Source organism: Vibrio sp. 2130-1, assembly GCF_033339515.1.
This window is the reverse complement of sequence record NZ_JAWOUT010000011.1, coordinates 129951-143606: the sequence shown is the minus strand read 5'-3', so window position 1 is coordinate 143606 and position 13656 is coordinate 129951. Positions and strand designations below refer to the sequence as shown.

At 45.5% G+C, this 13656-nt stretch carries 8 protein-coding genes; all 8 read right to left on the bottom strand.

The genetic code is table 11. The features are described from left to right. Positions 1-69: 69 nt before the first annotated feature. On the bottom strand, positions 70-1083 hold the full coding sequence (locus tag R7Q09_RS17120) for a Fe(3+) ABC transporter substrate-binding protein (protein ID WP_005386566.1): 1014 nt from the start codon (positions 1081-1083) through the stop codon (positions 70-72). 152 nt (positions 1084-1235) lie between these two features. Then, entirely contained in the window at positions 1236-2465 is a 1230-nt protein-coding gene (locus tag R7Q09_RS17115) for an ammonium transporter (RefSeq protein WP_005386568.1), read from the bottom strand. A gap of 27 nt (positions 2466-2492) precedes the next feature. Then, a complete protein-coding gene (locus R7Q09_RS17110) occupies positions 2493-2831 on the bottom strand; it encodes a P-II family nitrogen regulator (RefSeq protein WP_005386570.1) in 339 nt (112 codons plus the stop codon). Positions 2832-3019: 188 nt separating this feature from the next. Further along, positions 3020-3388: a YacL family protein gene (locus R7Q09_RS17105; RefSeq protein WP_064368753.1), complete on the bottom strand. Its 369-nt coding sequence runs from the start codon at positions 3386-3388 to the stop codon at positions 3020-3022. Between the two features lie 99 nt (positions 3389-3487). Continuing rightward, on the bottom strand, positions 3488-6085 hold the full coding sequence (acnB, locus tag R7Q09_RS17100) for a bifunctional aconitate hydratase 2/2-methylisocitrate dehydratase (RefSeq protein ID WP_005380009.1): 2598 nt from the start codon (positions 6083-6085) through the stop codon (positions 3488-3490). A gap of 268 nt (positions 6086-6353) precedes the next feature. Next, a complete protein-coding gene (locus R7Q09_RS17095) occupies positions 6354-8684 on the bottom strand; it encodes a patatin-like phospholipase family protein (RefSeq protein WP_213969866.1) in 2331 nt (776 codons plus the stop codon). Positions 8685-8806: 122 nt separating this feature from the next. Further along, a complete protein-coding gene (gene mrcB / locus R7Q09_RS17090; RefSeq protein ID WP_005380020.1) occupies positions 8807-11179 on the bottom strand; it encodes a penicillin-binding protein 1B in 2373 nt (790 codons plus the stop codon). Then, a complete protein-coding gene (gene hrpB / locus R7Q09_RS17085) occupies positions 11172-13640 on the bottom strand; it encodes an ATP-dependent helicase HrpB (RefSeq protein ID WP_318071125.1) in 2469 nt (822 codons plus the stop codon). Before hrpB ends, mrcB begins: the two co-directional genes overlap by 8 nt. Between the last annotated feature and the right edge of the window lie 16 nt (positions 13641-13656).

Below are 13656 nucleotides of genomic sequence, written 5' to 3'. Positions count from 1 at the left end.
CAAATGCTGTTGCAAATACATCTCATATCCTTTAATCAAATGGGGGTACTGTTATACCCCCACAAGGAATTAAAGGTCAAATTTCACTTCATCTAATAGCTTAATTGCCGCTTCGTGGTTGGCTGCAATATCGTCTAGAGAAAGCTTGTCTGCTTTAAAGTCACCCCAAGATTCCACAAGCTCAGAACGCTTCACGCCTTCTTTAACTGGGTACTCGTAGTTAACTTCTGCGTACATTTGCTGCGCTTTGTCACCCGTTAGGAATTCCATTAGCTTCACAGCATTGTCTTTGTTTGGAGAGTACTTAGCCATCGCCATACCAGAGATATTCACGTGAGTGCCTGTAGTCTCTTGGTTAGGGAAGTTGATGTAAACTGCATCAGCCCAAGCTTTTTGCTCTTTGTCGTTAACCATTTTACCTAGGTAGTAGCTGTTACCTAGAGAAACATCACATAGGCCTTCTTTGATCGCTTTAACTTGTGCACGATCGTTGCCTTGTGGTTTGCGAGCAAGGTTTGCTTTCACGCCTTCTAACCACTCTTTGGTTTCTGCTTCGCCATTGTGAGCAATCATTGCTGAAACTAGAGAAACGTTGTACGGGTGCTTACCGCTACGAGTACAAATTTTACCTTTGAACTCTGGCTTAGCTAAGTCTGCGTAGTTGAAATCTGCGCCTAGTTTACCTACGCGATCACGTGATGAATAAACGCTACGAGAACGTAGAGTTAGAGCAAACCACTCATTCTCTTTATCTTGGTATTGAGCAGGTACGTTTTCTTCAATGATTTTGCTATCGACTTTCTGAACTAAACCTTTGTTTGTCAGTTCAGCTAGACGGCTGATGTCTGTCGTAAGAATAACGTCAGCAGGGCTGTACTCACCTTCTTGAGCTAGCTTTTCTGCTAAGCCTTTTTTAGCAAATTTTACGTTTACTTTGATACCAGTTTCTTTAGTGAACTCATTGAACATAGGTTCAACTAGGAAAGGTTGACGGTAAGAGTAGACGTTCACTTCTTCAGCAGCCATTGCTGTTGGAGCTAGAGTAGCGCAAGTTAGTGCTGAAAGAGTTAGCAGTTTTTTCATTGTTTAATCCTTTACCATGCTAATGATAACGTTTATCAGTTGCGTTATTATATGTATGTTCAATAAGAAGACAATGACGAATATTAAAAAACCTGCTCATCGGAGCAGGTTTTATTGCGTTAAGTGTGTAACCATTTATTACAAGCTAATGATTATTTCACCGTAACAAACTCTGGGTAAGCACCAACACCACAATCATGCATGTCCATACCTTCCATTTCTTCATCTTCTGTAACGCGAATCCCAACGGTCGCTTTCAAGATTGCCCACACAACTAGGCTAGCACCAAATACCCAAGCAAAGATAACTACGGCACCTAAAAGCTGTGCACCAAACGTTGCATCACCGTTGCTCAGTGGCACTACCATTAGGCCGAAGAAACCACACACACCGTGAACTGAGATAGCACCTACTGGATCGTCAATTTTAAGTTTATCTAGAGCAATGATACTGAATACTACTAGTGCACCCGACACCGCACCAATCGCAACCGCGTACAGTGGTGATGGCGATAGAGGGTCTGCAGTGATGGCAACCAAGCCAGCTAGCGCGCCATTGAGGATCATCGTTAAATCGGCTTTACCCCAAGTAGTTTTACAAACGAATAGCGCCGCAATTGCACCAGCAGCCGCTGCTGCGTTAGTGTTTAGAAAGATCTGACCTACCGCTGTAGCATTCTCAAAATCTGAAACCATCAACTGAGAACCACCGTTAAATCCAAACCAGCCAAACCAAAGGATAAAAGTACCCAACGTTGCCAAAGGCATGTTAGAACCTGGAATCGGATAGATTTCACCATTTTTACCGTACTTACCCTTACGCGCGCCAAGCAGTAACACACCAGCAAGAGCAGCAGAAGCACCTGCCATATGTACGATACCAGACCCCGCAAAGTCACTAAATCCAGCTTCTGCTAGGAAGCCTCCACCCCATGTCCAGTAACCTTCCATTGGATAGATAAACGCAGTTAAAATCGCAGAGAAAATCAAGAAAGACCAAAGCTTCATGCGCTCAGCTACCGCACCAGAAACGACGGACATGGCAGTTGCAACGAAGACAACTTGGAAGAAGAAGTCAGACTCTAAAGAGTGGTCGGCCCCTTCACCTTGAGTACCAATTAGCGTACCAAATGAAGGTAACCAGCCTCCTTCTCCATTATCGACATACATGATGTTATAACCGACGATCAGAAACATCGTACATGCGATGGCGTACAAACAGATGTTCTTCGTAAGAATTTCTGTTGTGTTTTTAGAGCGCACAAGGCCAGCCTCTAGCATCGCAAAGCCTGCTGCCATCCACATTACCAACGCACCGGAAATGAGGAAGAAAAAGGTGTCAAGTGCGTAACGTAACTCGGTTACTGTTGTTGTTAATTCCATAATAAGTATCTCCAATCCTTTGAATTCTTAAAGTGCTTCTGCGTCCATTTCGCCAGTTCGGATACGCACCGCTTGGTTCAGATCGTAAACAAAAATTTTACCGTCGCCGATTTTTCCGGTTTGCGCAGCTTTTGTAATTGCTTCAACAACACGATCTACATTGTCTGCGTGAGTCGCGATTTCAATTTTCACCTTTGGTAGGAAATCAACTTGATACTCTGCACCGCGGTACAATTCCGTATGACCTTTTTGACGACCGAACCCTTTAACTTCTGATACTGTCATCCCTTCGATACCGACATCAGCCAATGCTTCTCGTACATCGTCTAATTTAAACGGCTTAATAATGGCATTGATTATTTTCATTGAGTTATCTCCGAAGCTTTCATCCTGAAACACTTCTTATAATCCAATCTACGTGCCAAGTTTTTAAGTAATTGAATAATAAAAGCTAACCTCAATTTACATATCTATAAACAAAAAGAGCGCACCATATCGGTGCGCCCTTTTCACAAATTTAAAGCAACGGCAGAGAAGTTACCCAAAACTGTGCATTAAATGTTCAAAAAGTCTTTCCATTGTTCGATAAGTGTCATGAAATCCTCTATCCCACAACTTGCTGTACTTTCTGCATTGTAGAAGTCGAACTCACTTTCCATCTCGACATCATATTCATGGGCTAATGCGTTTTCTTGTACAAGAACTTCGTCGCCCTGAATCATCAAGCTAATTTCCGTGCCTGTTAGGTTATGCTCCTGAGAAGGCGCTAAAAATGACTGCTCAATTAGCTTTTCAACTTGTGCAATCTTCATCGGATCTTTGCCAATTTCTTCTTGCAACCAGCGCCCTACAATCTCATGTCCCATGCTACATTTTACATAGTACTCGCCCATCAACGTGTTACGAATGAATTCAAATTCCACCGAGATTGCCTATTTCGTATCAATTTGGTGCGAGTATAGCGAATTGCTCCCATAAAAAAAGCACCTCATGTGAGGTGCTTTTGAATTGTGCATTTCTGATTATGCCGGCTCTTGGAAGATCACTTCGTCCGCTTTCTTGGTGTATTGATCCATTTTATGGAAGTTCAAGTAGCGGTACGTATCCGTTGCCGTAGCGTCGATTTGCTTCGCGTATTCTAGGTATTCTTCTTTGGTTGGAATCTTACCTAGAATTGCACCTACTGCAGCTAGCTCAGCTGACGACAGGTAAACATTCGCACCAGTACCCAGACGGTTCGGGAAGTTACGCGTTGAAGTCGACATTACTGTTGATTTATCTGCAACACGCGCTTGGTTACCCATACAAAGTGAACACCCTGGCGTTTCAATACGAACCCCTGCACGTCCGAAGATACCGTAGTAGCCTTCTTCAATCAGTTGGTCTTTATCCATCTTTGTTGGTGGCGCTACCCAAAGGCGCGTTGCTAACTGGCCATTGAACTTATCAAGCAATTTACCTGCTGCGCGGAAGTGACCGATGTTCGTCATACAAGAACCGATGAACACTTCATCAATCGCTGTGCCTTGTACTTCAGACAACAAACGAGCGTCATCTGGGTCATTCGGTGCACATAGTACTGGCTCATTGATTTCAGCCATATCGATTTCAATCACATGTGCGTATTCAGCGTCTTTATCTGCTTGCATCAGCTCAGGGTTTGCTAGCCACTCTTGCATTGCAGTAATGCGGCGCTCGATAGTACGGCGATCACCGTAGCCTTCAGAGATCATCCACTTCAGCATCACGATGTTAGAGTTTAAGTACTCTTCGATCGACTCTTGAGACAATTTCACAGTACAACCTGCCGCCGAACGCTCTGCAGATGCATCAGAAAGCTCAAATGCTTGCTCAACCGTTAGCGTTTCTAGGCCTTCAATCTCAAGGATACGGCCAGAAAATTCGTTGATCTTGCCCGCTTTTTCTACCGTTAGTAGACCTTGCTGAATCGCGTAGTAAGGGATGGCATGAACAAGATCACGTAGTGTGATACCCGGTTGCATTTCACCTTTAAAACGAACCAAGATTGACTCTGGCATGTCTAGCGGCATAACGCCTGTCGCAGCTGCAAAGGCAACCAAGCCCGAGCCAGCTGGGAATGAAATACCCAGAGGGAAACGAGTATGTGAGTCACCACCCGTACCGACAGTATCCGGTAGTAGCATACGGTTTAGCCATGAGTGGATAATACCGTCACCAGGACGAAGAGATACACCTCCGCGGTTCATAATAAAGTCCGGAAGTGTATGGTGAGTGTTAACGTCTACTGGTTTTGGATAAGCCGATGTGTGACAGAAAGACTGCATGACAAGATCAGCAGAGAAGCCGAGACACGCCAAGTCTTTAAGTTCATCACGAGTCATAGGGCCAGTAGTATCTTGCGAGCCTACTGTCGTCATCTTCGGCTCACAGTAGGTTCCAGGACGGATGCCTTCTACGCCACATGCTTTACCAACCATTTTCTGTGCAAGCGTGTAACCCTTGCCAGAATCTGCGATTTCACCAGGTTTGCGGAATACGTCCGAAGGCTCAAGACCTAGAGACTGGCGCGCTTTGTCTGTCAAACCACGACCGATGATCAATGGGATACGACCACCAGCACGAACTTCATCAATCAGTACTTCTGTTTTTAGCGAGAACTCAGCTAGAACCTCACCAGTTTCGTGGTTGCAAACTTTACCTTCATATGGGTAAACATCGATAACATCGCCCATGTTGAGCTTAGTTACGTCAACTTCAATTGGTAGTGCGCCAGCATCTTCCATTGTGTTAAAGAAGATAGGGGCAATTTTGCCACCAAGCACATACCCACCAGCTCGTTTGTTTGGAACGTAAGGGATATCATCACCCATAAACCAAAGCACTGAGTTGGTTGCAGATTTACGTGAAGAGCCAGTACCAACAACATCACCAACGTAAACCAATTGATGGCCTTTGTCTTTTAACTCTTCAATTTGCTTGATCGGGCCAATAGTACCCGGTTGATCAGGGTTTATTCCTTCACGCTCGTTTTTAAGCATCGCCAGTGCGTGTACTGGGATATCAGGGCGAGACCAAGCGTCAGGTGCAGGTGAAAGGTCATCCGTGTTCGTTTCACCTGTTACTTTAAATACGGTTAGAGTGACTTTTTCTTCAAGCTTAGGCTTAGAAAGGAACCACTCAGCATCAGCCCATGATTGAAGTACTTTCTGTGCATGCGCATTGCCTGCTTTCGCTTTCTCTTCTACGTCATAGAAAGCATCAAACATCAGCAGCGTATGAGACAGCGCTTTTACTGCGATCTCTGCCAGTGCTTCATCATCCAATAGCTCAACTAGCGGTTCGATGTTGTAACCACCTTGCATAGTGCCTAGCAGTTCAGCCGCTTTTTCACGACTCACTAATGGTGATTTAACTTCACCTTTTGCTACTGCTGTTAGGAAACCCGCTTTTACATAAGCAGCTTCATCAACACCTGGAGGGATACGGTTTTCAAGTAGGTCAAGAATGACTTCTTCTTCACCTTGCGGGGGATTTTTCAGAAGTTCTACAAGTCCAGCAACTTGTTCTGCGTCTAGCGGTTTAGGAACAACTCCTTCAGCAGCACGCTCTTCGACGTGTTTACGGTAGGCTTCAAGCACGACTTTTTCCTCTCATTGCGGTTCCTCCTCTATTATTACTATTGTTAAAGTAAAGGAGTGAACATCCTTGGAAACTTGGCTCTCCATTGCCCTTGTTTTCATTCAATTATGATTGAGAAACAGCGCCGTAGAGGCCAAACTGTGGGCAAAATAATAGCAAATTTAACCTTAAATTAAAATCTTATCATTTTGACCAACATAGCAACTTACGACTAAAGTTCTGCTAATTTTGACCAAATATGCCAAGTTTTTGCTTTCTCATACCCGATTAATTAAACGATGTTCCTACGATCAAATACACAGCATCCAAATCTTGCTCGGTACGACCGTATGCCAACATTATTGGTCCTATTGGTGAGTCAACACCAAAGAAGATGGAGCCAGCATTGTAAAGCGGCGCTTCGTTTAGTTTCAGATCATTATCAGACCAAACACCGCCATATTCGACCGATGCGCCCAGGTAGACTGGAGCTTCAAACAATCCGAAATCATTATCAAACCACTTATATCGGTACACCAAACTGCTGAAAAATAAGTTCTGTCCGATCAGGCTATTTCTTGGGATTCCCGATAGGCTTAAAAAGCCGCCCAACTCTCTGGGATCAAGCGGTAAAGATGAGTTTTTACTCTCTACAAAACTATATTCAGCATGTCCGACTAAAGTATGACGCTGATGACTCACTGCACCTTTAAATCGTGCAGAGATTTCATAAACGGTATCTTCAATAATTTTGTCAGTCTCTAAAAGGCTAACGCCCTGAGGACTTTGATCATGAGACACTAAATATTCGAGATCGACTAAAAGTCCACGAGTCGGAAATGCGAAATCATCAAGTGTATCTAGACGATAATTGGCAAACAGTCCACGACGTTCAAAATCCAATTTACCAGCAGAAGCCAAAGTAGAAAGCTCAATATCTCCGGTAGAGTAGCGAGCGCCAAATCGAAGTTCTTGCCACAATGTGGGTTGGATACCTATCGCTAACTCTGTTGTAAAATCATCGTAAGTGACCGGAAAAAAATCATTTACTGACTCTAAATCTGGTGCTTGAGGCTCTGTTAAAGGTAAGTTTCGGCTCTCACTGCCATAGGAAATACGCCCCGATACAAAAAGTTCTTGGCTAGATAAAACAGGGGAATACAACTCAGCTTCAATCAGCTTATCCGTGCCCATTTCTACGTTGAACGCCAACTCCGCGCCATGAGAGTTCAAGTTGGTAAAGTTGGTTGATATCCCTATGCCGTACTGGCTATCTGTATCGAAGTCATCTTCAAGAAAAAATCGGAAGTTGAGATAATTAGGCCCCCACGACTTCTCGTTAACATCAAAAACCAACAATGTCTCACCATCAACCTCTTCAAAGTGATAAGTGATGAGCTCGAACCGATCTAACGCGTAGAGGTTTTCAACGGCTTTCTCAATTTCGGCCGTTGAAATACGACGTCCGGTTTCTAATTCAATACGATTCGTCAACAACACATCGCTGTAGTGCGTGTTATTTACAATCACAATGTCATCAACCACACGCTGATCGCCATAAATCAAAGTTTTACGAACTTCTTGTTTGCGGTCGATGTATTTTTGATAGTCCGCATTGGACAAGCGCAACCCTTTCAGCTTGTCTTTTAACTGCTTGGTAATATCGTACCCAGCTTGAAAAGCCCAAGGCATTTTGTCGAACTCGACAGTTTCCATGGTGCCCACATTGGGACGAATATAGATATCTTGAGGTTCAAGCTCGTCCACTTGCTGTTGTGTACTACGACGAACGAGATAGTTAGAGAGTTGATCCGCGACAGTAAACAGCCCCGTAAATTCATCTTCGGTTTTGTAGTCGGTGCTAATATCGACGGCAATAACGACATCAGCCCCCATGGCGCGAGCCACATCGACAGGCATGTTATTGACGACGCCGCCATCAACAAGCATATGGCCATTGAGCTTATAGGGAGGAAGTGCTCCTGGTACAGACATGCTAGCCATCATGGCATCCACAAGGTAACCATTACCCAGTACGACTTCTTCTAGGGCAAGAATATCAGTCGCAACAGAACGATAAGGAATGGCAAGCTCATCAAAAGAATCGAATCGCCCTAAGTTCCCTGTAGTCTCACGCAATACTCGCAACATGTTCTGGCCTTGCACCACACCCGTTGGTGCTCGTACCTCACCGAACCTTAAGCCGAGGTCGGTATTAATTTGATAGCGGTCTTCATACTCTTTGTCACGAACTCGACGTTGGCTACGGTCAACACGATCTCGATAACCGCTGCCCCAATCGACGGTGTAGATAAAACTCTCAATTTCATCAGCACTCATCCCCGTGGCATAGAGCCCACCCACATAGGCGCCCATACTGGTACCGGTCACAATATCGACAGGGATCTGCATTTCTTCCAATGCTTTTAAAACCCCAATGTGTGCCGCCCCTTTCGCTCCGCCACCAGCGAGCACAACCGCCACCTTTGGTCGAGGTTCCAAGTCATCCGTTTTTGTTAGAGAGTTTGCGAGGGAAACAGAAGGAGTGATCATCAAAAAGGTACTAACCCAAAGCGCAAAGTTGCGAACCGATGGGCTTGATAACAGCTTTTTGAACATTCACTTCTTCCTTTATTGAATATCTGATCAAGTAGGGCGTGCTAGCAGTACTGTACTAACACGCCCTAATATGTACTAAGAATTAATCAGATAAACAAGCTAATGTTGTTGATTTGGCGATGCTACCAATCAAATATGCTATTTAACCAGTTTGATTTCTTCTCACACTGTTGCTTTATCTGACCGGTTTTATCCCAAACCGGCAGTTTGTAATCACTACGGCAGTTCATTTCTAAACCTCCATCAGATGTAGGCTTGAACCCTAATGTGGTGATTTCTCTTGGCCATGGGAGCTCTAAGCGCTCAGGAATACGCTGCTTCAAGTACTCTGCGTATACTCGTAATGCACCACTCGACCCCGTTAGATTCACGGGTTTATTATCGTCGCGGCCTAGCCAAATTGTCGTCACCTCACGACCATCAACACCGACAAACCAACTATCGCGGTTATCATTACTGGTACCCGTTTTTCCTGCCAATGCAGCCCAACCAAACTGGCTTTGTAAGAAGCGGCCAGTGCCTTGAGCAACCCCTTGTTTCATCGCGTAGGTCGTTAGCCATGCTGCTTGTTCATCCACGGCTCTTGATGAACGAGGCAAGGATTGATACAGCACATTACCTTCCATATCCATGACTGAGCGCAGAGCGGTCAGTTTTGCACGCTTACCTGAATTCGTCAGAGTCTGATACATCTGTGCGACTTCGAATGGCGTCAAAGAAAACGAACCCAAAAACATCGAAGGCACTGGGCGAATTTCGTCTTTGTTCACGCCCAAACGCTCTAAAGTATTGGACACTTCAGGAATGCCAAGTGCCATACCTAAGCGCACGGTTGGTACGTTAAGTGATTTCGCTAAAGCAATGTAAAGTGGCACATCACCACGATATTTTCTATCGTAGTTGCGCGGCGTCCACACGTTACCTTTACTGCTCTTCAGACTTAACGGCGTGTCGTGTAGCGTCGTGCCTAGGTTGTATTTATCCGGTTGTTCTAGAGCCGTTAAGTAAATCGCTGGTTTCACTAAAGAACCAATTGGACGACTGGCATTGAGCGCTCGGTTAAAGCCTTCATAACCGACACGTTTACCACCAACCATCGCACGGATTTCACCACTATGGCGATCAACGGCCACAGCAGCGGCTTCTAACTCTTTACCACCCCGTTTAGCTAGTTCTGGGATCTTTTTCGCGATAGCTTGTTCCATTTTGCTTTGCGATACTGGGTCCAGAGACGTAAACACGCGCAGTCCGGTCTCTGCTTTAAATCGCTCCCCAACTTTTTCTTTTAATTCAATGCTCAATTGTTGGAAATAAGCTGGCTGACGGCTCGCAATACGTGGCTTGCTTTGCGTATCGAGTGGACGACTTACAGCTTGTTCATACTGCTCTGAAGTCAACATGTTTTGCTGCATTAACAGGCGCAGAACGAGATCACGACGCTCTTTCGTTCTCTCAGGGTAACGAATTGGGTTGTAGTAAGACGGTCCTTTTACCATCCCAACTAACATCGCCAGCTGATCGATTCGCAACTCCTGAATTGGCTGCCCAAAATAGTAACGCGACGCCAAGCCAAACCCGTGGATCGCTTCACCTCCACTTTGACCTAGGTACACTTCGTTGAGGTAGGCTTCTAAGATACGATCTTTGCTGTAACGGTAATCCAAAATTAGCGCGATATACGCTTCTCGAACTTTACGCCACAGTGTTTTATCACGAGTCAAAAACAGGTTTTTTGCCAATTGCTGAGTCAGCGTACTACCACCTTGAACAGTACGACCGGCCTTAATGTTCGCAACCAATGCACGTGCAATCGCCAGCGGTGACACCCCGTCATGTTGATAAAAATCCCGGTCTTCGGTCGCAAGCAGTGCATCCACTAAAATTTCAGGGAACTGATCACGACGTAAGAAAAGACGCTGTTCATCACGGTCTTTCTCCAGCATGCCCAACATCTTCGGTTCTAGGCGCAAGTAACCAAGGTCTCCTCGAGATTCTAAAGACTGAATACGTTGCAAGCCGGAATCAGAGAAATGCAGCATAATGTGACGATCCGGCTCAGGACCATCGGCAAACTCGAATGGACGGCGAATCAATTCAATCCGAGTGGAAGAAGAGGAATATTCGCCTGGGTAACGAGGTTGACTCACTTTACGGTAATTCAACACATCTAGCTCGTTGCGCAGTTCTTGGATGGTGATATTCTCACCAGGGCTTAGATTCAAGATACGGGCATAAACTACCGTTGGCAGCTCAAACAGCTGGCCTTCAAAGCGTTCTTTCACCACACTATCTAAGTAAATCCCAACAAACAGCAAAACAGCGGCAAGTGCAACGCCAGCTTTCCAGCTAAACGACCACAGAACTTTCAACCACGAACGTTTCTCGTTAGTCGGTTTTTTACTCGGCGTACGTCGAGTCTGTTTTGCGGTTCCTTTATTGGTTGTACTTTTCTTCGCTGGCGCTTTTTTCGCGCTAGGCTTCTTGCTGTCAGTCATTATTCAATTGTCTTTTTGTTTTCGTTGTTGCTACATGATTGGCAGGATCATCTGGCCAAACGTGTTTTGGGTAGCGCCCTTTCATCTCTTTTTGAACGTCTTTGTAGCTTCCGTTCCAGAAAGCCGCCAAGTCCGACGTTACTTGCAATGGACGTTGTGCCGGTGAAAGCAGTTCAAGCACCAAACGCTTGCGGCCAAGAGCCACCGTTGGGGAACCACTCTCCCCAAATACTTCTTGCATACGCACCGATAATATCGGCTCGTGGCCATATTGGTAACGGATACTCTTCTTTGAACCTGTGGGCAGTTGGTAATGCTCAGGTAACCATTCATCCAGTTGTTGATTGAGAGGCCAACCTAATAGAGCATTAAGCGCTTCGACCAAGTTTATCTTGCTCAGGTCTTTAACCGAGCTGACAGACGTCATGTATGGTTCTAACCACTCCTCTAATGAATCCAGCAAACTGGCTTCATCAAACACTGGCCATGACTGCTCAGGTAACCATTCCACCGCACAACGAATCCGAGCCAACAAGCTCTCCGCTGCCGGTGTCCAGTTTAGACTCTGTAAGCCCTGGCGGCGGACATACGTGAGTAAAGCTTGTGTCATTTTTTCTTTGCCCGGGCTTGGCAACGGCTCGCGTTCAACGACCAGCAGACCGAGTTTTGTTTGTCGCTCAGCTATTAGACGGCCTCTTTTTTCATCCCAGTCCACTACTTCTTCAGACGAAAATAGCGTATCAAAGGTCGTTCGCAATATATTGACATCCAATTCACATGCCGAGTGAATTTGACTTGAGTTAGAATGAGAACGCATTAAGTCAACGGCAACCAAATACTCACAGCCACCTAGCATGTCTTCCTGATGACATTCTGCACCATGACCATTAGCCAAAGTAAATCGCCCAAATTGATTTGTGCGCTGCTGCGCAATGCGATCTGGAAATGCCAAACTTAACACCAGCGGTAATGCATCTTCATCCACGCCTTTCAGGTCAAATACCGTATCCAATTTGTACGCCAGAGATTGAGCACGCTTGAACAACATCGACTTTTTTGGATGAGTACCAACAAGCCAACGATGCAAGCTATAAGCGATATTGGTAACATTTCTCTCTGGCTCTTCAATCAGTGCGACCGCCGCCAAAGCAGCATTTAACATCTTATCACTGTAAGATTGCGCTTTAATTAGCATCGCAGCCGCACGAGGCTCAACGCCTAGTTCATGCGCCTGTTTTCCTTCGGACGTTAATTGCCCTTTTTCCGTCAGTAGTCCCAATGACACCAATAGCTGCTTCGCTTGTTCCAATGACGCATTAGCGGGAACATCAAGCCACTTTAGATCGTGGATATCACTCGCTCCCCAAAAGGCAAGCTCCATAACTAAACTAGCTAAATCGGAATGCAAAATTTCGGGTTGGGGAACCAGCGGTTGCTGCTTGAACTGGTTTTCAGAATAAAGACGAACACAAATGCCCTCTTCTATTCGTCCCGCTCGTCCTGTACGCTGAATCGCTGAAGACTGTGCAATGCGTGTTTGCTCTAAGCGTGTTAAACCGTTTTTCAAATCAAAGCGGGCAATACGCTCTAACCCAGAATCAACGACGAGGCGAATGCCTTCAATCGTTAGTGAAGTTTCTGCAATGTTGGTCGCTAGAACGACTTTACGCTTACCTTGTTCTGCTGGCGTAATCGCTTTTTGTTGATCTGCAAAGCTCAGTTGACCATAAAGTGGGCATACGTCGATATCATCCGCTAAATGAGACAACCGCTCTTCAACTTGTTTTATGGCACCAACACCCGGTAGGAAAGCTAACAAAGATCCAGACTCTTTGTTCATAAGACTTTCTATTGTTTTTGCCATACTCGTAGGTAAATGCTCGTTCACACCTAACGGCTGGTAGCGCATTGCCACATCAAAGCTGCGCCCTTCAGATTCAATGTAACTGGCTTCCGGCAACAACGATTGTAATGCTTGTTGGTCAAGCGTTGCCGACATTACCACCAGCTTGAGATCGTCTCGCAATGCCTCTTGAACTTCTAAACTGAATGCCAAAGCGGTATCGGCATGAATGCTGCGTTCATGAAACTCATCAAAGATCAGTAGATCAACCCCATCCAGTTCAGGGTCAGTTTGGATCATCCTGGTCATGATCCCTTCGGTCACGATCTCCAGCTGCGTTGCAGAACTTACCTTTGCCTCGCCACGAACTCGATAACCCACGCGTTGACCAACTTGTTCTCCCAATTGCTCAGCAAGATAACGGGCAATGTTACGCGCCGCGAGTCGTCTTGGCTCAAGCATGATGATTTTTCCAGCAACCGAATGATTTAAGAGTAACTGCAAAGGGAAGTAAGTCGACTTACCGGCACCAGGCGCCGCTTTTAAGATCACTTGATGTTGATTTTTGACCGCCGTCAGCAACTCAGGCATCACGGCTTCAATCGGCAATTGTGACAAAGGAAATACCTTATGG

Coding starts and splice junctions, on each gene's coding strand:
- R7Q09_RS17120 (WP_005386566.1), bottom strand. CDS start 1,083: ATGAAAAAACTGCTAACTCTTTCAGCACTAACTTGCGCTACTCTAGCT.
- R7Q09_RS17115 (WP_005386568.1), bottom strand. CDS start 2,465: ATGGAATTAACAACAACAGTAACCGAGTTACGTTACGCACTTGACACC.
- R7Q09_RS17110 (WP_005386570.1), bottom strand. CDS start 2,831: ATGAAAATAATCAATGCCATTATTAAGCCGTTTAAATTAGACGATGTA.
- R7Q09_RS17095 (WP_213969866.1), bottom strand. CDS start 8,684: ATGTTCAAAAAGCTGTTATCAAGCCCATCGGTTCGCAACTTTGCGCTT.
- mrcB (WP_005380020.1), bottom strand. CDS start 11,179: ATGACTGACAGCAAGAAGCCTAGCGCGAAAAAAGCGCCAGCGAAGAAA.